This is a genomic window from Nocardioides sp. Root151 (assembly GCF_001427925.1).
Classification (GTDB): domain Bacteria; phylum Actinomycetota; class Actinomycetes; order Propionibacteriales; family Nocardioidaceae; genus Nocardioides.
In genome coordinates, this window is sequence record NZ_LMGG01000008.1 from 1 (window position 1) to 21,021 (window position 21,021).

Sequence of the window (21,021 nt, forward strand, 5' to 3'; positions counted from 1 at the left end):
ATCGACGGCGACGAACTCACCGACGCCGCCACCCGCGCCCAACAACTCGAACAACCCAACTGACACCGAAAAGAAGTGTCCCGAGTCAGCAGGTGACGCTAGGTTCTCCGGCATGAGTGGTGGTGCCGCATATGTGTCTGCCGACGAGGTGACCGAGGTCGAGGATGTCGTGGACCAGTTCCTGGCGGCATTCACCAGTGGCCCGGAGTGCGTGGCCAGACTGGACGCCGTGGGCGAGCTGTTCCTCCCGCACGCCACGATCGTGACGTTGAGAGCCGAAGGGCCGCACGAGGACGACGTCGAGTCGTTCATCGTGCCGAGGCTCGCCCTGCTCACCGAGGGAGCGCTCGAGGACTTCCGTGAGTGGCGGGTCGAGGGGAGCACAGAGGTGCGCGGAGACGTCGCGCACTGGTTCGGGCGGTATGCGAAACAGGGACGTCAGTCCGGTCAACGATTCGAGGGTGGGGGAACGAAGTCCGTGCAGCTGGTCCGGGTTTCCGGTCGGTGGCGGATCAGCGCGGTGGCCTGGCAGGACGATCCGGAGCCCGAGGTTGCGGGCTGAGGTCTAGGCGACGCAGAACTCGTTGCCCTCGGGGTCATGCATCACGACATGACCGAGGACAGTGCCGCGCTCGTCGGCGTACTCCTCCTCTCGGAGCTCGGTGGCGCCTGCCTGCACGAGGCGAGCGACGGTGGCGCGGATGAGCCGCGCGCGCTCTGCGTGGTCCCAGGGCTGTTCGCCCGCCACGCGAATGTCGATGTGGAAGCGGTTCTTCGAGGTCTTGCGCTCGGGCACGCGCAGGAAGCCGATGGCAGGGACCGTGCCGTCGGGGTCGATGATCGAGGCGCCGTCCGGGTTGTCGTAGCCCGGCTCGTGGACGTATCCGAGGGCGCTGCTCCAGAACGCGGCGAGTGCTTCCGGGTCGAGCGCGTCGGCCCCGATGGTCCAGTGCGTAGCCATGCCGGGACAGTACGTGTGGTTCCGGCCACTTGGCGTCCGGAACCGGCGTCGTTCCGCGGCCTCAGGCAGGTCTGCGGTCGGCGTGCGCCGGTTTCGGCGCACAGGTGACTTCGCGTACGGGTTCTCCACAGGCCTGGCCCTGCACGGGACAAGTTGTCTGCGCTGCGCAGCAATCTGGTCGTGGAGGTGATGTCCATGACCAATCAGGTCGTGTTGGAAGGGCGGCTCTCGAAGTCGCCGGAAGAGAAGATCCTGCCCAGTGGCGATGCCGTGTGGACCCTGCGCGTCGTGGTGCCGAGACCGGAGGGCGACCGTCCCGGCGTCGACTGGGTCGACTGCTCGGTGTGGTCGGCCAGGCTTCGGCGCTCGGTCGCGAAGTGGGGCGCCGGCGACGTGGTCGTGGTCGAGGGTGTGCTGCGCCGTCGGTTCTTCCGCGTCGGCGGTGCGCCGGTGTCGAGGCTGGAGGTGGAGGCCACTGCGGGCCGACTCATTCGTCGTTCAGTTCCCGCATGAGCACGCCGAGGTGCGGCTTCGGCTGGAAGGAGGTGGCCTTCTGGGGGAGAAGATGACCCGAGAGTGCCGAGCTGTCCACCTGGTCGAACGTCGGGGCCGGCAGGAGCACGCTCACGCCGTGGCCGGCACGGGTGATGGCGTCGCTCGCAGAGTGGTGGAACATCAGCTTGGAGGTGTCGACCTGCCACCGGGGGAGCAGCACCTCGTGGAGCCAGGTGATCAGCATCGGCGGTGAGGCGGCAGGTGTGAGTGTGGTCCACTGCTGCCCGTCGTGCAGCACCAGCGCGTGCTCGAGCTTGGCCAGCGCCTTGTGGCTCGAGGAGTGCGTGCGGAACCGGTCGCCGTGCTCCCGCGCGTTCTCGGCAATCGTGTCCAGGGAGAGCCGGGGGATCGTGCGGTGGATCGCGCACAGCTGCAGCGGGGTGTCGGCCTGGTCGATCAGCATGACCAGGGTCTGGTCCCAACCAGTGCCGGGTTCGTCCCTGCGCAACTGTTGCGCGGCGGCGTAGCGATGGTGCCCGTCGGCGATGACGGCGTGGGTGCCGGCCACCTCGGCACGCAGGAGCGAGACGGTGTCCGGGTCGGTGATCCTCCAGATCCGCTGGAGCTGGTCACCGCGATCGGTGTAGACGAGCTGCGGTTCGCCCCGGGTGGTCTCGTGCAGGACGTCGCGCACGGACGGTGTGCCGCGGTGCATCAGCAGGATCGGGGCGGGGTTCAACGACATCTCGCGCATCCGGTGCGCCAACTGATGAACCTGCGCGTCCTGGACGTCTTCGTGCGCGAAGATGCGCGATTCGCTCGTCGGGAGGTCGACCAGGGCAACCAGGCCACGGATGGTCACCCCGGCGGAGGTGTACTCGTGCACGTAGAGAGCAGGGTCCGGGTCGACCGTCAGGTGTCGCTTGCGACGCCACTCGAGCAGCCGGGCCGGGACCGCCCGATAGGGTCGGGCGAAGATGCGGTGGGACGCCGGATCGCCCACATGACTGTTGGCCAGCCTGAGGGCGCGGAACGGTCGCAGGTCGAAGTGTGGGCGCGCCACCTGCGGGGTTTCCATTCAAGTCATCGTAGGGCGCGACCCCCAACGGGTCGTGATCGGGCAATGAACCAGGAGGTCACCGGTGCTCAAGGCATCAGCCGGCCCGCTGGTCGAGATCTTCGACCTGGCCATGCTGGATCTCGACGGCGTCGTCTACATCGGCCCGGCCGCCGTACCGGGCGCTCCGGAGCACCTGCGCCGGGCCCGTACGACCGGCATGCACCTCGCCTTCGTGACCAACAACGCGTCGAGAACGCCGGTGAAGGTCGCGCAACACCTCACCGAGCTGGGCGTCGACGCGTCCCCGGAAGACGTCGTCACCTCGGCGCAGGCAGCCGCGCACGTGCTGGCCGGGATGCTCGAGCCCGGTGCACCGGTCTACCTCCTCGGCAGCGCCGGCCTCGAGGAGGCGCTGGTCGCCGAAGGCCTCAGGCCGGTCCGCAGCATGGAGGACGAACCCCTCGCCGTGGTCAGCGGCTACGACCCGGACCTCGTGTGGCGACGGCTGATGCAGGGCGCGGTGCTGATCCGCGACGGGTTGCCGTGGGTCGCCTCCAACACCGACCTGACCGTGCCGATGGACTACGGGGTCGGTCCCGGTCACGGCGTGCAGGTGCGCATGCTGAGTGAGTTCTCCGGTGTGCAACCGATCGTTGCTGGGAAGCCGCAGCGCCCACTGCTCGACGAGACCGTACGCCGGGTGGGCGGCAAGCGCCCGCTGATGGTCGGGGACCGCCTCGACACCGACATCGAGGGCGCCAACGGGTCAGGGCTCGACTCGCTGCTCGTGCTGACCGGAGTCACCGGGCTCGGCGACCTTGCGACCGCACGACCGGAGCTGCGGCCGACGTACCTCGCCGGCGACCTCGGCGGACTGTTCGACACTCATCCGGCGCCGACCCGCGAGGATGAGCACGTGGTGCTCGGCGGGTGGCGCGGCGCGGTCCGTGAGGGGCGGCTCTCGATCGAGGGCGCCGGTGCCGACGACGACTGGTGGCGGGTCGCCGCCACGGTCGCCTGGGCACACCTCGACGCACGCGGGCACGCGCTCGACGTGGCCGGTGTCGACCCACCAACCGACGGCGGCGGACAGGTACGGTGACGACATGAACGTTCAGTTCCCCAAGCCGGGCCCGCCCCTGGGCCGTCCCGACGAACAGGCGCGGCCCGCCCCGGGCGAGCCGAACGCCGGCCAGGCCCCGGTCGAGGTGCCCGAAGAATCCGATGCGTCAGACGTGTTCGAGGCGGACGCATCCACTCCGGTCGAGGACTACGCGGACGAGACCGAGGACCAGTCGGCAGCGGGCGACGCGGAAGACCACGCACCGGCCGCGACCACGCACACCGGGAACCACGCGGTGGACCGGGTGCTCGACAGCCTCGACACCCTGGCCGACAAGCCGGTCGACGAGCACGTCGCGGTCTTCGAGCAGGCCCACGAGCAGCTGCGCGGGGCCCTCGACGGTCCACGCCTGCCGCGCCCCTGACCGCCGTGCCGCCACGCCGCCTGCGGCTCGACGCCGAACTCGTACGCCGCCAACTGGCCCGCTCTCGTGAGCACGCCAGCGAGCTGATCGCCGCCCGCCGGGTCAAGGTGAACGGCGCCATCGCCGGCAAGCCGGCCACCGGCGTGACCACCGACGTCGCGATCGTCGTCATCGAGGATCCGGACAGTCCCGACTACGCCTCCCGTGGAGGCCACAAGCTGGCCGGGGCACTGGCCGCCTTCACGCCCCTCGGCCTCTCCGTCACCGGGCGCCGCTGCCTCGACGCGGGTGCCTCGACCGGCGGCTTCACCGACGTGCTCCTGCGCAACGGTGCCGCCGCGGTGGTGGCCGTCGACGTCGGCTACGGCCAGCTGGTGTGGCGGCTGCGGCAGGACGAGCGGGTCGAGGTGCACGACCGCACCAACGTCCGCGACCTGACCCCGGAGACCATCGGCGAACCCGTCGACCTGGTCGTCGGCGACCTCTCGTTCATCTCCCTCGAGCTCGTCCTCGACGCGCTGATCGGCGTGACCCGTGACGACGGCGACCTCGCGCTCATGGTCAAGCCGCAGTTCGAGGTGGGCAAGGACCGGGTCGGCAAGGGGGGTGTGGTCCGCGACCTGTCGCTGCGCGCCGAAGCCGTCCAGGCCGTCGCCGCGGCCGCAGCCCGACGTGGCTGGGGTGCCAGGGCGGTCACCACGAGCCCACTGCCGGGTCCGTCGGGCAATGTCGAGTTCTTCCTGTGGATGCGCGCCGGGGAGCCGACCATCGGTGCAGACGAGATCGCCGCCGAGGTGGAGCGCTCCGGTGCCCTGGGGGTGCCGGGTGAGAGGGTTGACCCGTGACCGAAGTCAGACGCGTGCTCCTGCTGGCCCACACGGGGCGTGAAGACGCCCGTGAGGTGGCGCGCGCGTTCTCGAAGGCGTTGACCGACCACGGCATCGTCGTACGCCTGCTGGCGCCCGAGGCGGCCGACCTCGACCTCGATCCCGCGTCCTTCGACCCCGAGATCGAGGTCGTCCCGGAGAGCCCGGCGGCCGCGACCGACTGCGAGCTCGCGGTCGTCATCGGCGGCGACGGCACCATCCTGCGCGCCGCCGAGATCACCCACGGACAGTCCACGCCCCTGCTCGGCGTCAACCTCGGCCACGTCGGCTTCCTGGCCGAGGCCGAGTACGACGACGTCGAGTCCACGATCCAGGCGATCATCCACCGCAACTACACCGCCGAGGAGCGCCTCACCCTCGACGTGTCGGTCTACCGCGACAAGGAGCTGGTGGCCAGCACCTTCGCGCTCAACGAGGCCAGCGTCGAGAAGGCGGCCCGCGAGCGCATGCTCGAGGTGGTCGTCGAGATCGACGGCCGACCGCTGTCTCGTTGGGGCTGCGACGGCGTGGTCTGCGCGACCCCGACCGGCTCCACGGCGTACAACTTCAGTGCCGGCGGACCCGTGGTGTGGCCCGGCGTCGAGGCACTCCTGATGGTGCCGATCAGCGCCCACGCCCTCTTCGCCCGACCCATGGTCGTGGCGCCCACCTCCGTCCTGGCCGTCGAGGTGCTGGCCCGCACCGAAGGAGCCGGCGTGCTCTGGTGCGACGGGCGCCGCACCGTCGACCTGCCCCCCGGCGCACGCATCGAGGTACGCCGCGGAGCCTCGCCGGTGCACCTGGTCCGACTGCACCAGGCTCCGTTCACCGACCGGCTGGTGGCCAAGTTCGGGCTCTCGGTCGAGGGCTGGCGTGGCGCCTCCGAACGACGTCGGCGCAATGGCGGTGGCGAGTCGTGATCGAGGAGATCCGCATCCAGTCGCTGGGCGTCATCGACTCCTCGACCCTCGAGCTCGGCCCGGGCCTGACCGTCATCACCGGTGAGACGGGTGCCGGCAAGACCATGGTGGTCACGGCGCTCGGACTGCTCCTCGGCGGTCGCGCCGATCCCGGAGCGGTGCGTTCGGGCGCCCGATCGGCACGGGTCGAGGGAGTCGTCGACGCCACCTCCTTGCCGTCCTTCCTGACCGAGGTCGACGAGCTCGGCGGTGAGGCCGAGGACGGCCGCGTCGTGCTGGCCCGCAACATCGCGGGGGAGGGGCGGTCCCGTGCCTTCGTCGGCGGAGCCTCCGTGCCCGCCTCACAGCTGGCCGAGGTCACCGACGGTCTCGTCGCCGTGCACGGCCAGTCCGACCAGCACCGCTTGCTCAAGCAGGCGGCGCAGCGCCGCGCCCTCGACCTGTTCGGGGGCACCGACGTGCAGAAGCTCTTCGACCGCTACATCGAGTCGTACGCCGCGCTCGCAGCCACCGAGGCCGAGCTGGTCGAGGTGGTCGCGTCGGCCCGTGAACGTGCCCGTGAGGCCGACCTGCTGCGCTTCGGCCTCGAGGAGATCGAGGCGGTCAACCCGCAGAGCGGCGAGGACGACGACCTGGCCGCGGAGGAGTCCCGGCTCGGCTTCGTCGACACGCTCAGGACCGCCGCCGAGCAGGCCCGTGAGGCGCTCTCTGCCGAACAGGGCGGCCCCGACGCGCTCGGTGCGGCCGGTGCTGCCCGCCGACTGCTCGACGGCGTACGCGACCACGACCCCGTCGCAGCCGGCCTGGCCGACCGGCTTGCGGAGGTCACCTACCTGCTCTCCGACGTGGCCGCCGACGTCGCCTCCTACGCCAGCGGCCTCGACATCGACCCCGCCCGCCTGGCGGTGGTCTCCGAACGCCGCGCGGCACTGACCGCGCTGACCCGCAAGTACGGCGACACCGCCGACGAGGTGCTGGCCTGGTCGCAGGAGGCATCCCGCAAGCTGCTCGACCTCGACGGCACCGACGACCACATCGCCGAGCTCAAGGCCGACCGGGTCCGACAGCGCGACGAGCTGGCCGAGACCGGTGCCGCACTCTCAGAGGCCCGCACCGAGGCAGCACGACGACTCGGCACCGTGGTCTCCGACGAGCTGACCCTGCTCGCCATGCCGCACGCGAGCGTGGTGGTCGACGTACGCCAGCGCGAGGTCGACGCCCCGGACGACGTGGAGGAGGCCGGGTCGCCGCTCCCGGTCGACGGGCGGTGGGTGCGCTACGGCTCCAGCGGTCTCGACGACGTCGAGATCCTGCTGGCCGCCAACAAGGGCGCCGATGCCCGTGCCCTGCACAAGGGTGCCTCGGGCGGTGAGCTGTCCCGGGTGATGCTGGCCCTCGAGGTGGCCCTGGCCGAGACCAGTCCTGTCCCGACGTTCGTCTTCGACGAGGTCGACGCCGGTGTGGGCGGCAAGGCGGCGGTCGAGGTCGGCCGTCGACTGGCCACCCTGGCCCGCACCTCGCAGGTGCTGGTGGTGACCCACCTGCCCCAGGTGGCGGCGTACGCCGACCGACACGTCGTCGTGGCCAAGTCCAGCGACGGCACGGTCACCACGTCCGGACTGACCGTCCTCGACGACGCCGAACGGGTGCGCGAGCTCTCCCGCATGCTGGCCGGCATGGAGGAGTCCGACACCGCCCTGGCGCACGCCCAGGAGCTGCTCGAGACGGCGCGCGCAACCCGTTCCTGACTGACGCTCCGATTCCCACTGGAGCGGCGCGCCCGGGCCCCGTGACGGGGTGCAACGGGTCACCCTCCGCGTGGCCTCCCGAATCCGCAGGGGCCCGCGTGCCACCATGAATCGGTCATGAAATTGCCCACTCGCCAGCCGCGTGAAGCCGCGCCTCCCGGCATCGTCGGGACCGCCCGGGTCGATCGCCGCACGCCCACCCTGCTCAGCCGCCTCGAACCCGGTGACATCGCCGTGCTCGACCACCTCGACATGGACCGTGCCACGGCCCAGCGTCTCGTCGACGCCGAGGTCGCCGCCGTCGTGAACGCCTCGCCGTTCATCTCCGGTCGCTACCCCAGCCAGGGCCCCAAGATCCTGGTCGACGCGGGCATCACCCTGGTCGACTCGGTCGGGCCGGAGTCGTTCCGTGCACTCAAGGACGGCCGCAGCGTGCGGCTGCACCAGGGCTCGGTCTTCGCCGGTGACGAGACGGTTGCCAGCGGCCGGGTGCTGGACGCCGACCTGCTGAACATCGAGCTCGGCGACGCCCGCAGCGGCATGGGCAGCCAGCTCGACAGCTTCACCCACAACACGTCGGAGTTCCTGCGTCGCGAGCAGGACCTCCTCCTGCACGGCAGGGGCGCGCCGCGCCTCGGCACGAAGATGGCCGGACGCCCCGTCGTGGTCGTCGTCCCCGGTCCCGACCACGAGGACGAGCTCAAGGGGCTGCGCCGCTACCTGCGCGAGCAACGCCCGGTCCTGGTGGCCGTCGACGCCGGTGCCGACGCGCTGCTGGCCGCCGGCATGAAGCCCGACGTCGTGGTGATGAGCTCACCGAACAGCGCCGACTCCGACGAGACCCGCGTCTCGCCGAAGGCACTCCGGGGCGCCGAGGACGTCGTGGTCCTGGTCGACCGGGGCACCGGCCGCACGCCGATGGACTCGCTCGAGCGACTCGGCGTACGCCCGCTGCGCTTCGAGACCGGCGCCACCGCCGAGGACGCCGGCCTCATGCTGGCGTCCTTGGGGGAGGCGTCGCTGATCGTCGCCGTCGGTGCGCACGCCAGCCTCGACGACTTCCTCGACCGGCAGCGTGGCGGTCTGGCCTCCACGTTCCTCACCCGGCTGCGGGTCGGCGCCACCCTGGTCGACGCCCGCACCGTCCCCGCCCTGTACGCCGGACGCGTGCGCACGTGGCACCTCTGGCTGATCCTGCTCGCCGGACTGGTGGCGGTGGTGGCTGCCATCGCGGTGACCCCCGTCGGCCAGCAATGGCTCGACGACCTCAGCCCGCACGTTTCGGACCTGTTCGACCGCGTCAAAGGACTTCTCCCGTGATCTCGTTCCGCTACCACGTCGTCTCCATCGTTGCCGTCCTGCTGGCCCTCGCCGTCGGCGTGGCGCTCGGCGGCGGCCCCCTGTCCGAGATCGGGCGGGGCTCCGACACCGCCAGCGAGGTCCGCAAGGACAACCAGCGGCTCAGCGGCGACCTCGAGGAGGCCCGCCTCGTCTCCGGCTTCCAGGACGACTTCGGCGCCAGCGTGGCCGGCACCCGGGTGTCCGACGCACTCAAGGGCCGCCCGATCTCGCTGCTGACCCTGCCCGGCGCCGACGCCAAGCGGGTCGCCGCGCTGACCGCGCAGATCAAGGCATCGGGCGGCTCGGTCACGGGCAGCTATGCCCTGGGCAAGACGCTGCTCTCGGCGGACGAGGGCTCGCTGGTCGACACGCTTGGCGCGCAGCTCGTCGAGACCACCAAGGACTCGGGCGTCGAGGACGGCGCCTCGACGTACGTCCGGATGGGCCAGGTGATGAGCCGGGCCGTCGCCACCGCCACCGACGCGGGCGTTGCGACCGACACCGGGGCGCGCAACATCCTCTCCAGCCTCACCAGTGCCGACCTGCTGACCACGACCGCTGGTGGCGACAAGCGCGGCAGCCTGACCCTGGTCGTGCTCGGCGACGAGCTGACCGGCACCGGTCTCGACAAGCTGCTCTCGGGCCTGGTGACGGGTCTGGCGCACGGGACCGACGGTGTCGTGGTCGCCGGGGACACCGAGTCCGACACGCTCAGCCAGCTCCGGGACGACTCGGCCGCCGCCGCTGCGGTGTCGACCGTCGACTCCGTGCAGACCCGCTCGGGACAGCTCGCGACGGTGCTCGCCCTGGCCGCAGAGGGCGCCGGCGGACCCGGTCACTACGGCGTCCACGGAAATGACGGGGCCGTTCCGCGGGGCTGATTGCTCCAACAGGCGTTTCCGTTGGTAGCCTAGAACCCCGTAGCAGACACGCAGTTCTCCATACCCAGTCTGACAGCGGGAGTTTCCTTGGCCTCATCGGCGCACACCAAGCACGTCTTCGTGACCGGAGGCGTCGCCTCCTCTCTCGGCAAGGGCCTCACGGCCTCGAGCCTGGGCAATCTGCTCAAGTCACGGGGACTTCGCGTCACGATGCAGAAGCTCGACCCCTACCTCAACGTCGACCCGGGAACGATGAACCCGTTCCAGCACGGTGAGGTCTTCGTCACCGACGACGGCGCCGAGACCGACCTCGACATCGGTCACTACGAGCGGTTCCTCGACACCGAGCTGAACCAGATCGCGAACGTGACGACCGGGCAGGTCTACTCCACGGTGATCGCCAAGGAGCGCCGCGGCGACTACCTCGGCGACACCGTCCAGGTGATCCCGCACATCACCAACGAGATCAAGGACCGGGTCCGCGCGATGGGTGGCGACGACGTCGACGTCGTCATCACCGAGGTCGGCGGCACGGTCGGCGACATCGAGTCGCTGCCGTTCCTCGAGGCGGCCCGCCAGGTGCGCCACGACATCGGCCGCGACAACTGCTTCTTCCTGCACGTCTCGTTGGTGCCCTACCTCGGGCCCTCGGGTGAGCTGAAGACCAAGCCGACCCAGCACTCGGTGGCCGCGCTGCGCTCGATCGGCATCCAGCCCGACGCGATCGTGCTTCGCTCGGACCGCGAGGTGCCGCAGTCGATCAAGGACAAGATCTCCTTGATGTGCGACGTGGACAAGGAAGCCGTGATCAACTGCGCCGATGCACCGTCGATCTATGACATCCCGAAGGTCATCCACTCCGAGGGTCTCGACGCGTACGTCGTACGCCGTCTGAACCTGCCGTTCCGCGACGTCGAGTGGACCGTCTGGGACGACCTGCTGCGCCGCGTGCACCACCCCTCCGAGGAGGTCACGGTCGCCCTGGTCGGCAAGTACATCGACCTGCCCGACGCCTACCTCTCGGTCGGCGAGGCACTGCGGGCCGGTGGCTTCGCCCACGAGGCCAAGGTCAAGATCGAGTGGATCGCCTCCGACGAGTGCGCCACGCCCGCCGGTGCCGCCAAGCACCTCTCCGACGTCGACGCGATCTGCGTGCCCGGCGGTTTCGGCATCCGCGGCATCGAGGGCAAGCTGGGCGCCCTGACCTACGCCCGCACTCACGGCATCCCGACCCTCGGCCTGTGCCTGGGCCTGCAGTGCATGGTCATCGAGTACGCCCGCTCGGAGGCCGGCCTCGAGAAGGCGGCGTCGACCGAGTTCGACGCCGACGCCCCGGAGCCGGTGATCGCCACGATGGAGGAGCAGAAGTCCTTCGTCGAGGGCGCCGGTGACCTGGGTGGCACCATGCGCCTGGGCACCTACCCGGCCCACCTCAAGGAGGGCAGCGTGGTGCGTGAGGCGTACGGCGCGGCCGAGATCGAGGAGCGCCACCGCCACCGCTACGAGGTGAACAACGCCTACCGCGACCAGCTGGAGGCGGCCGGACTGGTGTTCTCGGGCACGTCGCCCGACAACAACCTGGTGGAGTTCGTCGAGCTGCCCGCGGACGTGCACCCCTACTACGTCTCCACGCAGGCGCACCCGGAGCTGAAGTCGCGGCCGACCAAGCCGCACCCGCTCTTCGCCGGGCTGATCGGTGCGGCCATCGAGCGGCAGAAGGAACTACGGTTCCCGATCGACGAGGAGCTGCACCGCAAGGACGAGCAGGCCTGACGGCTCGCCCGACCCCGCGTTGTCTGGGTCGGGCGATAACCTTCGGGCATGCCGCTGACAGGAGACACCCCCGAGTCGTGGCCGGTCACGTCCACGACCGACCTGCACCGTGACGACTGGGTCGTGGCGTTCCGCTCCGACCAGGTGACCCACCCGGACGACCCCGACGGTCGGTCGTTCCGTCGACTCGTGCTCGAGCACCCCGGCGCCGCGATGGTGCTGGCACTCGACGACGACGAACGGGTGCTGTGCCTGCGCCAGTACCGCCACCCCGCGCAGCGGCGTTTCCTCGAGCTGCCGGCCGGCATCTGTGACCACCCGGGCGAGGACCCCCGTGACGTGGCGATCCGCGAGCTCCGCGAGGAGGTCGAGTTCCAGGCGGAGGAGTGGACCCACCTGATCTCCGTGTGGGGCTCCCCGGGCATCTCGGCCGAGCAGCACCACTTCTACCTGGCGCGCGGCCTGAGCCGCTGCGACCGCGGTGACTTCGCGCTCGAGGCGGAGGAGGCCGACATGGAGACCCTCTGGGTTCCGCTGGCCGAGCTGCGCGAGGCGATCCTCGACGGCCGCGTCACCGACGGTCCGGTCGCGCTCGCGGTCTTCGCGTACGACGCACGCGTGGGTTCGGGACAGCTGCGTGCGGGGCGATCGCACTGACCACTGACCGGGCAGGCGACGTCACGCGCGCCGTACGCACCTACCTCGATCACCTGTCGGTCGAGCGCGGCCTGGCCGAGAACACCCTGAAGTCCTACCGGCGAGACCTGCGCCGCTACCAGGAGCACCTCGCCCGGGAGGGCATCACCGAGCTCAGCGCGGTCACCGAGGCCGTGGTGGCCGACTTCCTCGTCCGGCTGCGCGAAGGGGATGCCGACCACCAGCCCCTCGGGTCGACGTCGGCGGCCCGCACCGTCGTCGCGGTTCGTGGCTTCCACAAGTTCGCCGTACGCGACGGCCTGGCCGAGCTCGACCCTGCGGCCGCGGTCAAGCCGCCCACCCCCGCGAAGCGGCTGCCCAAGGCGCTGCCGCTCTCGGACGTGGAGGCGATCCTGGAGGCGGCCGGCTCGGGCGGCACCGCCCTCGCCAGCCGCGACCGGGCCCTCCTCGAGGTGCTCTACGGCACCGGGGCGCGCATCTCCGAGGCGGTCGGCCTCGACGTCGACGACCTCGACCTGGTCGACGGCACCGTGCGGTTGCGGGGCAAGGGCAGCAAGGAGCGCGTGGTGCCCGTCGGGTCCTTCGCCCGTGACGCGGTCACGGCGTACGTCGAGGGCGGTCGTCGTGACCTGGTCGGCAACGGCGCGGGTGGCCCGGCCCTCTTCCTCAACTCCCGCGGCGGACGGCTGTCCCGCCAGAGCGCGTGGACGGTGCTGGTCAAGACCGCGGAGAAGGCCGGCGTGACCCGTGACGTGTCACCACACACCCTGCGGCACTCCTTCGCCACACACCTGCTCGACGGCGGAGCCGACGTGCGCGTCGTGCAGGAGCTTCTCGGTCACGCCTCGGTGACCACCACGCAGGTCTACACCCTGGTCACCGTCGACAACCTCCGGGAGGTCTTCGCGACCGCCCACCCGAGGGCGCAAGGGTGATGGTGCCGACCGGCCCGGGTCCGGTGCCGCGGCTGTGTGTGCTCGACGGCGTCCTGTGGAACGGCGCAGCCTTGCCGGGGGAGCGGATCGCCGCGCTGCTGGGCACGCTGGTCGCCGAGCCGCACGGGGTCTCCGACACCCGCCTGATCGAGGAGGTGTGGTCCGACAGTCGCCCGGAGCGACCACTGAAGGCGCTGCAGGTGCTGGTCTCGCGGTTGCGCACTGCCACGGACGCGGCGCTCGTCGAGAGGTACGACGGCGGCTACCGGCTCGGGCTCCCGGCCGACGACGTCGACGCCTGGTGCCTGGGTCGGGCGGTCACCCGCGCCCGCAGTCAGCTGGCCGCCGACCCGGCCGCGGCGCTCGCCGCACTCGAGGACACTGCGGGCGTCGTGCTCGCGGACCAGCAGGCGCCGGGTCCACTGGCCGCGGTTCGTGCGGTCGCCGCCAGCAGACTCGACGAGTCACGTGAGCTGCGGGGTCGGGCCCTGGCCGCGACCGGACAGTTCGCAGAGGCGCTCCCCCTGCTCCAAGGCGTGCTGCGCCGACGGCCCGACGACACGGGAGCCCGGCTGGCGCTGCTGCGCTCCATCGCCGACACGTCCGGACCGGCCGAGGCGCTCGTGCACTACGAGGCCTACCGCCACGACCTGGGCGAGCGGCTGGGCGTCAGCCCCGACCCCGAGCTGCAACGCCTCCACGGCGAGCTGCTGGCCGCCGACGACCCGGTCCGCACCGGAATCCGCTTCGACGGTGGTGCCCTCCTCGGCCGGGAGGGCGACCTGGCCGACCTGCGCACCGCGCTGGCGAACGGTCGGCTCACCACGATCATGGGCCCGGGCGGCATCGGGAAGACCAGCGTGGCCCAGGCCCTGGCACGTGAGTCGTCGCTGCCCCGGGTGCACGTGGTCGAGCTGGTCGGCGTCGGCTCGGGTGACGACGTGGTCGCCGAGGTCGGCGCCGCCCTCGGCGTACGCGGCTCGATGACCACGCGACGGACCCTGACCCCGGCGCAGGAGGCGGACGTCCGCGGCCGCATCGCGCAGTCGCTCGGCGAGGGACCGACGCTGCTGGTGCTCGACAACTGTGAGCACGTCCTTGAGGCGGTGGCCTCACTGGTCGCCTTCCTGCTGGTCTCCACGCGTGACCTCCGGATCCTCACCACCAGCCGGGCGCCCCTGCGGATCGCGGCCGAGCGGATCGTGCCGCTGAGCCAGCTCGCGGAGCAGGACGCCGCCGAGCTGTTCCGGCAACGGGCCCGCGCCGTACGCCCGGATGCCTCGCTCGACCCGACACAGGTGGCCGGCGTGGTGGCGCGACTCGACGGGTTGCCGCTGGCCGTCGAACTGGCCGCGGCGCGGGTGCGCACGATGTCGGTGGCGGAGATCCGGCGCGGCCTCGAGCGTCGCTTCGAGCTGCTGCGCACCCGCGACCGAGGCGCCCCGGCACGCCACCGCACCCTCGAGGCGGTGATCGGCTGGTCCTGGGACCTCCTCGACGACGCCGAGCAACGCGCGCTCCGCTGGCTCTCGGTCTTCCACGACGGGTTCGACACGGTCGCTGCCGCATCGGTGATCGGCGCGGGTGCAGCCGACCTGCTCGAGACCCTCGTCGACCAGTCGCTGCTGGTGGTCAGCGAGCACGAGGGCGTGACCCGGTTCCGCTCGCTCGAGACGATTCGCGAATTCGCCTCACTCCGGCTCAACGAGGCGGGGGAGCGGGACGCGGCGTGGCTCGCCCAGGACGCCTGGGCGGCAGCGATCGCCGACGACAACGCGTCGATCTTCGTGGCCGTCGACCAGGTCGAACGCGTCCACCGGCTGCGCCTCGAGGAGAACAACCTGACCGACGTGCTCCGGCGAGCCCTGGCCAGGGGCGACGCCGAGCTGGTGGCCCGCCTGGTCGCCTCACTGGGCACCCTGTGGACCATCACCGGCGACCACGCCCGCGTCTTCGCGGTCTCCGACGCTGCCGCGGAGCTGCTCACCGGGTGGGACGCGCCGGAGGCAGTGCAGTCGGTCGCGTGCGAGGCGGCGGCCATCCTGCTGGTGCACCTCAACTGGGTGCCGGGGCGTCCGCTCGAGGAGCTGCGCCGGTCGATGCAGGGCTGGGACGAGCCGGACACACCGTGGGCGAAGGCGGCGTACACGATGTTCGCCGAGCCGGGCAGCCAACCGGACCCCGAGCGACTCGCAGTCCAGGCGAGTGCTGCCGATGATCCGTTGACCGCCGGCATGATGATGATGTGGGCAGCGCTGACCGCGGAGAACAACGGAGACGCGGCCCTGGCACTCGACTACGCCACGCGGGGCCTGACCTGGGCGCCCCTGACCCCCTACATCGAGGCCTCGCTCCACTCGGAGATCTCCCAGCTGCAGCTGGTGCTCGGCGACCACCGGGAGGCGGCGCGGCACGCGGAGATCGCCTGGCCCACCCTGATGCGGCTGCACGCGACCGACGACGCCCGGTCACTGCGGATCACCACGGCACTGGCGCGGTTGGTCGACGGCGACCCGGACACAGCAGAGCGCATCCTCGACGAGGTCGAGGCGATCTCCGAGGGCGTCCAGCTCGGCTCACGCATGACCCTGCAGTCGGCGCGGGCGGAGGTCCGCCTCGCCCGAGGTGACGTGGAGGGCGGGCTGAGGGACTACGACGAGGCCGTGCTCCTGATCGAGGACGCCGAGACGGGCGTCGGATTCACTCCCTGGTTGGTGCTGGGCGCGTCGTGCGCGCTGGTGGCCCGTGTCCACCACGCGCCTCCCGGTCCCGATCCGCGGGCCGACGAGCTGGCCCGGATGATCCGGGCCCACAGCACGCTCGGCGGCCAGCGCCAGGCGATTCCGGACCTGCCGCTCAACGGCATGCTCGTGGTGTCGCTGGGTGCGTGGCTGCTGCGTCACGGCGACCAGGCCGCGCGCGAGGTCGGCGTACGCCTGCTCGCGGTCGGCCAGCGGTGGGCCTACAACCGCACGTTGCCGAGCCTGCGCTGGGAGCTGCTCGCGGCGCTCGCCGAACGCATGACGCCCGGCCGGCTCGACGTACACCTCGCGGAGTACGCCGGCCGGCCGAGCGTCGAGCTGGTGCCGGAGGTCGCGGACCTTCTCGGCACGATCACATCTTCGCGTTGAAGGTGCGAAGCGACAGCGGCGCGAAGATCGCGACCAGGGCCGCGCAGCCGAGCAGCGCCCAGCCGGTCTCGGCGCCGAGGTGACCGTTGTTGGCCAGCTCGCGGATCGCAGAGATCACGTGGGAGACCGGGTTGAGGTCGGCGAAGGTCTGCAGCCAGTTCGGCATGGTGTCGGTCGGCACGAACGCGTTGGACAGGAACGTCAGCGGGAACATCACCATCAGGGAGATGCCCTGCACGCCCTGGGCGCTGCGGCCGATGATGCCGAACCACGTGAAGATCCAGGCGAGTGACCAGCCGGCGATCACGGCCAGCGCGACCGCGCCGGTGACGCCGAGGATGCCGCCGCCGGGGCGGTAGCCCATCGCGAACCCGGTGGCGAAGGTCAGCACCGACGCGATCAGGTAGCGGATCAGGTCGGCCACCATGGGCCCGGCGAGCGGCGCGATCCGGGCGATCGGGAGCACCTTGAACCGGTCGAACACGCCCTTGTCCATGTCCTCACGCAGCTGGACACCGGTGGCGACGCAGGCGGTGAGCACGGTCTGGCCGATCAGCCCGGGAATGATGATCGGCAGGTAGCTCGACACGTCGCCGGAGATCGCGCCACCGAAGATGTAGGCGAACATCGCGGTGAACAACAGCGGCTGGATGGTCACGTCGAAGAGCTGCTCGAAGTTGCGGCGCATCTTCATGGTGGCGCGCCAGGCCAGGGTCATGGTCTGGCTGAGCGCGTCGGACACGCTGACCCGCGTCGGCAGGTCGAGGGTGGGGGCTGTGGTGGTCATCGGGTGGTCTCCATCAGGTCGGTGGGGTCGGCGGCTTCATCGGAGGCGTCGGCGCCGGAGGGGTGAGTGTCGTGGCCGGTCAGGGCCAGGAACACCTCGTCGAGCGACGGCTTCTGCACCGTCACCGAGTCGATGGACACGCCGCGGTCGCGCAGTGCCACCAGCACCTCGATGGACTGGTCGGTGCTGCGCAGCGGGATGTTGACCCGTCGGGCCTCGGGGCTCAGGGCGGCCTCGCCGACCATCCGCTGGGCGATCTCGGCCGTGATCGCCAGGTCGTCCGGGTCGTTGAGCTGCACCTGCAGGGTGGAGCGGCCGACCGACGACTTGAGCTCGTCTGCGGTGCCCTGGGCGACCTTGCGACCGTGGTCGATGACCGCGATCCGGTCGGCCAGCTGGTCGGCCTCGTCGAGGTACTGCGTGGTGAGCAGCACCGTGCAGCCGTCGACGACGAGCTCGCGGATGGTGTCCCACATCTGGCCGCGGGTGCGCGGGTCGAGGCCGGTGGTCGGCTCGTCGAGGAAGATCAGCGGCGGCCGGGTGAGCAGGCTGACTGCGAGGTCGAGCCGGCGCCGCATGCCGCCCGAGAAGGCGGAGATCGGCTTGCTGGCCGCCTCGGTGAGGTCGAACTGCTCGAGCAGGGTCATCGACCGGGCCCGGGCGTCGTTGCGGCCCATGCCCAGCAGGCGGGCGAAGAGCCAGAGGTTCTCGGTTGCGGTGAGGTTCTCGTCGACCGAGGCGTCCTGACCGGTCACGCCGATCAGCTGTCGGACCAGGTGCGGCTCCCGACGTACGTCGTGGCCGAAGACCTCGGCGGTGCCCCCGTCGATGGGGAGCATGGTGGCCAGCATCTTCAGGACAGTGGTCTTGCCGGCCCCGTTGGGACCGAGCACGCCGAAGACCTCGCCGCGGCGGATCTCCAGGTCGACTCCGTCGACGGCACGCTGGTCGCCGAACTGCTTGACGAGGGCCCGGGCACTCACGGCCGGGGCGTCGGTGGCCAGGACATTGGTAGGGGGTGTCATGCTCCGAGCGTGGGGGCCGCCGGTTTCACGGTGGCTCCGCGGCGGTTTCATGGCCTCTCGTCGTGGTGGTGTGCGGGCGGGTGATTGGATCGGGACATGACCCGACTCGACGTACCCCTGCCCGCGGACTCCGACGCGGACACGTTGTACGACGCGTTCACCGCGTGGGTCGAGTCGCGGGGGCTGGGTCTCTACCCGCACCAGGACGAGGCAGTCATCGAGCTGTTCTCCGGAAACAACGTCATCCTGGCCACGCCCACCGGCTCCGGGAAGTCGCTGGTGGCCCTGGGCGCGCACTTCGCCGCGCTCAACCGCGACCAGGTCAGCTTCTACACCGCGCCCATCAAGGCGCTGGTGAGCGAGAAGTTCTTCGCCCTGTGCGAGGTCTTCGGGGCCGACAACGTCGGCATGCTCACCGGTGACGCCTCCGTGAACGCGGACGCACCGATCATCGCCTGCACGGCGGAGGTGCTGGCCAACATCGCCCTGCGCGAGGGTGCGGCCGCCGACGTCGGGCTGGTCGTCATGGACGAGTTCCACTTCTACTCCGAGCCCGACCGCGGCTGGGCGTGGCAGGTGCCGATCCTCACGCTCCCGCAGGCGCAGTTCCTGTTGATGTCGGCCACACTCGGTGACGTCAGCCCGTTCGTCGAGGACCTCACCCGTCGTACGAAGAAGCCGACCGTGCTGGTCGACGACGCCGAGCGACCGGTGCCGTTGACGTTCACCTGGGCGATGACCCCGCTGGCCGAGACCCTCGAGGAGCTGGTCACGACCCGGCAGGTGCCGGCGTACGTCGTGCACTTCACCCAGAAGGACGCCGTCGAGCACGCCAACCAGCTGCTCTCACCCGGGTCGTTCGGCTCGAAGGTCGTCACCCGCGAGGAGCGCGACGCGATTGCCGAGCGCATCGGGGCGTTCAAGTTCGGGGCCGGCTTCGGCAAGACCCTGTCCAAGCTGGTGCGCAGCGGCATCGGCGTGCACCACGCCGGCATGCTGCCGAAGTACCGCCGGCTGGTCGAGCAGCTGGCCCAGGACGGTCTGCTCAAGGTGATCTGTGGCACCGACACCCTCGGGGTGGGCATCAACGTGCCGATCCGCACGGTGCTGTTCACCGGGCTCGCCAAGTTCGACGGCACCCGCCAGCGCACCCTGCGGATCAGGGAGTTCCAGCAGATCGCCGGTCGTGCGGGCCGGGCCGGGTTCGACACCGCCGGGTACGTCGTCGTCCAGGCGCCGGAGCACGTGATCGAGAACGAGAAGGCCAAGGCGAAGGCGGCCGCCAAGAACGCCGCACTCAGCGAAGCGAAGCTGGCCAAGAAGAAGTCGAAGGCCCAGCTGCGCCGGCCACCCGAGGGCAGTGTGGTCTGGACCGAGGAGACCTTCGGTCGGCTGGTCGAGGGCACGCCCGAGGCGCTGGTCTCCCGGATGCGGGTCGACAACTCGATGCTGCTCAACGTGGTGGCCCGCGAGACCGACGCGTTCGCGGTGATGCGCGACCTGCTCCGCGACAACCACGAGGACCCACGCAACCGGCCCCGTCTGGTCCGCCGGGCATTGCGACTGGCCCGCTCGCTCGTGCAGTCGGGCGTGCTCACCCGGCTGACCGAGGTCGACGGGTTGGGCCGGCGGTTCGTGCTGACCACCGAGCTGCCGGAGGACTTCGCACTCAACCAGCCGCTGGCGCACTTCGCGTTGGCCGCGCTGGACGTGCTCGACCCGGAGGACCCCGAGCACCTGCTCAACCAGGTGTCGGTGGTCGAGGCGGTGCTCGAGGGGCCGCGGCAGATCCTCTTCGCCCAGCAGCACGCCGCCCGCGGGGAGGCCGTGGCCGAGATGAAGGCCGACGGCATCGAGTACGACGAACGCATGGCACTGCTCGACGAGGTGACCTGGCCGCAGCCCCTGGCCGAGCTGCTCGGGGCGACGTACGAGATGTACCGCCAGAGCCACCCGTGGCTGCCGGAGGACGGGCTGGCGCCGAAGTCGATCGTGCGGGAGATGTATGAGCAGGGGATGAGCTTCACCGACTTCGTCGGCCGCTACCAGCTGGCCCGCTCCGAGGGTCTGGTGCTGCGCTACCTCACTGACGCCTACCGCACCCTGCGACACACCATCCCCGACTCGCACCGCACGCCCGAGCTCGAGGAGCTCGTCGAGTGGCTGGGGGAGACCATCCGCCAGACCGACTCCTCGCTGCTCGACGAGTGGGAGGCGTTGACCGACCCGGAGCGGGTGGCCGGGTCCGCGGGGGAGCCCCCGCCGCCTCCACGGCCCCTGTCGCTGCAGGAGCGGCCGTTCCGGGTGATGATCCGCAACGCGATGTTCCGCCGGGTCGAGCTGTGTGCCCGCGACGACCTCGACGGGCTGATGCGGGGCGAACGGGCAACGGCAGACCTCTTCGAGCCACCGCGCGAGATCGGGATGACCCGTAGCCAGTGGGACGAGGCGATCGAGGCCTACTACGACGAGCACGACTCGATCGGCACGGCCGGCGACGCCCGTGGTCCCGACCTGCTGCAGATCACGCCAGGAACCGATCCGGAGCAGGGGCGGGTGTGGGAGGTCCGCCAGGTCATCGACGACCCCGAAGGACACCACGACTGGGTGATCGAGGCAGTGGTCGACCTCGACGCGTCGGACGACCTCGGCCAGGCGATCGTCACGTCGACGGCGATGCGACGACTGTGACCTTTCCTCCACAGGGTTGTGCACAGGTGGCACTTGCCCTGTGCAACTGAGCGCGTGGTTCTGCACAGCTTGTGCACAGATTTCCCCATGAACACAGGGATCTGGGCTCCCGCCTTGTTCGGGTCGGAGCAGTGGCCCTAGAGTCGCCCGCAGGCTCGGGCACATGTCGCCGAGTCGACAATGCACTGGAGTTGGAGGAGCGGTACATGAGCGGCGACGGAAATTTCTCCGGCAGTTTCTCCGGCTTTCCCGGTCAGGCGGGG

18 protein-coding genes are annotated in these 21,021 nt (G+C 70.8%); 14 read left to right on the forward strand and 4 right to left on the reverse strand.

Annotation, left to right across the window (positions count from 1 at the left end; all coding sequences use genetic code 11):
- Positions 1-112 precede the first annotated feature (112 nt).
- On the forward strand, positions 113-562 hold the full coding sequence (locus ASD66_RS22755; protein WP_056892373.1) for a hypothetical protein: 450 nt from the start codon (positions 113-115) through the stop codon (positions 560-562).
- A gap of 3 nt (positions 563-565) precedes the next feature.
- On the opposite strand, the gene ASD66_RS22760 is transcribed toward ASD66_RS22755, so the two are convergent.
- On the reverse strand, positions 566-961 hold the full coding sequence (locus tag ASD66_RS22760; protein ID WP_056892374.1) for a VOC family protein: 396 nt from the start codon (positions 959-961) through the stop codon (positions 566-568).
- 195 nt (positions 962-1,156) lie between these two features.
- On the opposite strand from ASD66_RS22760, the gene ASD66_RS22765 reads away from it, so the two are divergent.
- Complete coding sequence (locus ASD66_RS22765) at positions 1,157-1,474, forward strand: single-stranded DNA-binding protein (RefSeq protein WP_235530231.1); 318 nt, start codon at positions 1,157-1,159, stop codon at positions 1,472-1,474.
- On the opposite strand, the gene ASD66_RS22770 is transcribed toward ASD66_RS22765, so the two are convergent.
- Positions 1,449-2,534, reverse strand: a complete 1,086-nt coding sequence (locus ASD66_RS22770; RefSeq protein ID WP_056892375.1) for a DUF1015 family protein — start codon at positions 2,532-2,534, stop codon at positions 1,449-1,451. The genes ASD66_RS22765 and ASD66_RS22770 overlap by 26 nt on opposite strands.
- A 64-nt stretch (positions 2,535-2,598) precedes the next feature.
- On the opposite strand from ASD66_RS22770, the gene ASD66_RS22775 reads away from it, so the two are divergent.
- From ASD66_RS22775 to ASD66_RS22825, 11 genes are all read left to right on the forward strand, one after another.
- Positions 2,599-3,618, forward strand: coding sequence for an HAD-IIA family hydrolase (locus tag ASD66_RS22775; protein WP_235530234.1), 1,020 nt, complete (start codon positions 2,599-2,601; stop codon positions 3,616-3,618).
- Between the two features lie 4 nt (positions 3,619-3,622).
- Positions 3,623-4,003 (forward strand): hypothetical protein, encoded by a 381-nt coding sequence (locus tag ASD66_RS22780; protein ID WP_156388870.1) that lies wholly within the window; start codon positions 3,623-3,625, stop codon positions 4,001-4,003.
- A 5-nt stretch (positions 4,004-4,008) separates the two neighbouring features.
- A complete protein-coding gene (locus tag ASD66_RS22785; protein WP_056892377.1) occupies positions 4,009-4,848 on the forward strand; it encodes a TlyA family RNA methyltransferase in 840 nt (279 codons plus the stop codon).
- A complete protein-coding gene (locus ASD66_RS22790) occupies positions 4,845-5,789 on the forward strand; it encodes an NAD kinase (protein WP_056892378.1) in 945 nt (314 codons plus the stop codon). Before ASD66_RS22785 ends, ASD66_RS22790 begins: the two co-directional genes overlap by 4 nt.
- Positions 5,786-7,537: a DNA repair protein RecN gene (gene recN / locus ASD66_RS22795; protein WP_056892379.1), complete on the forward strand. Its 1,752-nt coding sequence runs from the start codon at positions 5,786-5,788 to the stop codon at positions 7,535-7,537. Before ASD66_RS22790 ends, recN begins: the two co-directional genes overlap by 4 nt.
- Before the next feature lie 117 nt (positions 7,538-7,654).
- Complete coding sequence (steA, locus tag ASD66_RS22800) at positions 7,655-8,857, forward strand: putative cytokinetic ring protein SteA (RefSeq protein ID WP_056892380.1); 1,203 nt, start codon at positions 7,655-7,657, stop codon at positions 8,855-8,857.
- Positions 8,854-9,759: a copper transporter gene (locus tag ASD66_RS22805; protein ID WP_056892381.1), complete on the forward strand. Its 906-nt coding sequence runs from the start codon at positions 8,854-8,856 to the stop codon at positions 9,757-9,759. The genes steA and ASD66_RS22805 overlap by 4 nt, the downstream gene beginning before the upstream one ends.
- 87 nt (positions 9,760-9,846) lie before the next feature.
- Positions 9,847-11,532, forward strand: coding sequence for a CTP synthase (locus ASD66_RS22810; RefSeq protein WP_056892382.1), 1,686 nt, complete (start codon positions 9,847-9,849; stop codon positions 11,530-11,532).
- A 48-nt stretch (positions 11,533-11,580) separates the two neighbouring features.
- Positions 11,581-12,189 (forward strand): NUDIX domain-containing protein, encoded by a 609-nt coding sequence (locus ASD66_RS22815; protein WP_056686160.1) that lies wholly within the window; start codon positions 11,581-11,583, stop codon positions 12,187-12,189.
- Positions 12,186-13,124, forward strand: a complete 939-nt coding sequence (xerD, locus tag ASD66_RS22820) for a site-specific tyrosine recombinase XerD (protein ID WP_082599692.1) — start codon at positions 12,186-12,188, stop codon at positions 13,122-13,124. Before ASD66_RS22815 ends, xerD begins: the two co-directional genes overlap by 4 nt.
- Positions 13,124-16,255 carry an ATP-binding protein gene (locus ASD66_RS22825; RefSeq protein WP_056892384.1) on the forward strand — a complete coding sequence of 1,044 codons (3,132 nt, stop codon included), beginning with the start codon at positions 13,124-13,126 and terminating at the stop codon, positions 16,253-16,255. Before xerD ends, ASD66_RS22825 begins: the two co-directional genes overlap by 1 nt.
- On the opposite strand, the gene ASD66_RS22830 is transcribed toward ASD66_RS22825, so the two are convergent.
- Together ASD66_RS22830 and ASD66_RS22835 are read right to left on the reverse strand one after the other, a co-directional pair.
- Positions 16,239-17,042 carry an ABC transporter permease gene (locus ASD66_RS22830; protein WP_056686169.1) on the reverse strand — a complete coding sequence of 268 codons (804 nt, stop codon included), beginning with the start codon at positions 17,040-17,042 and terminating at the stop codon, positions 16,239-16,241. The two genes, ASD66_RS22825 and ASD66_RS22830, sit on opposite strands and share 17 nt — an antisense overlap.
- Positions 17,039-18,067: an ATP-binding cassette domain-containing protein gene (locus ASD66_RS22835; protein WP_056892385.1), complete on the reverse strand. Its 1,029-nt coding sequence runs from the start codon at positions 18,065-18,067 to the stop codon at positions 17,039-17,041. Before ASD66_RS22835 ends, ASD66_RS22830 begins: the two co-directional genes overlap by 4 nt.
- A 96-nt stretch (positions 18,068-18,163) precedes the next feature.
- Here ASD66_RS22835 and ASD66_RS22840 point away from each other — a divergent pair, with 96 nt between their 5' ends.
- A complete protein-coding gene (locus ASD66_RS22840; RefSeq protein WP_056686175.1) occupies positions 18,164-20,758 on the forward strand; it encodes a DEAD/DEAH box helicase in 2,595 nt (864 codons plus the stop codon).
- Positions 20,759-21,021 lie beyond the last annotated feature (263 nt).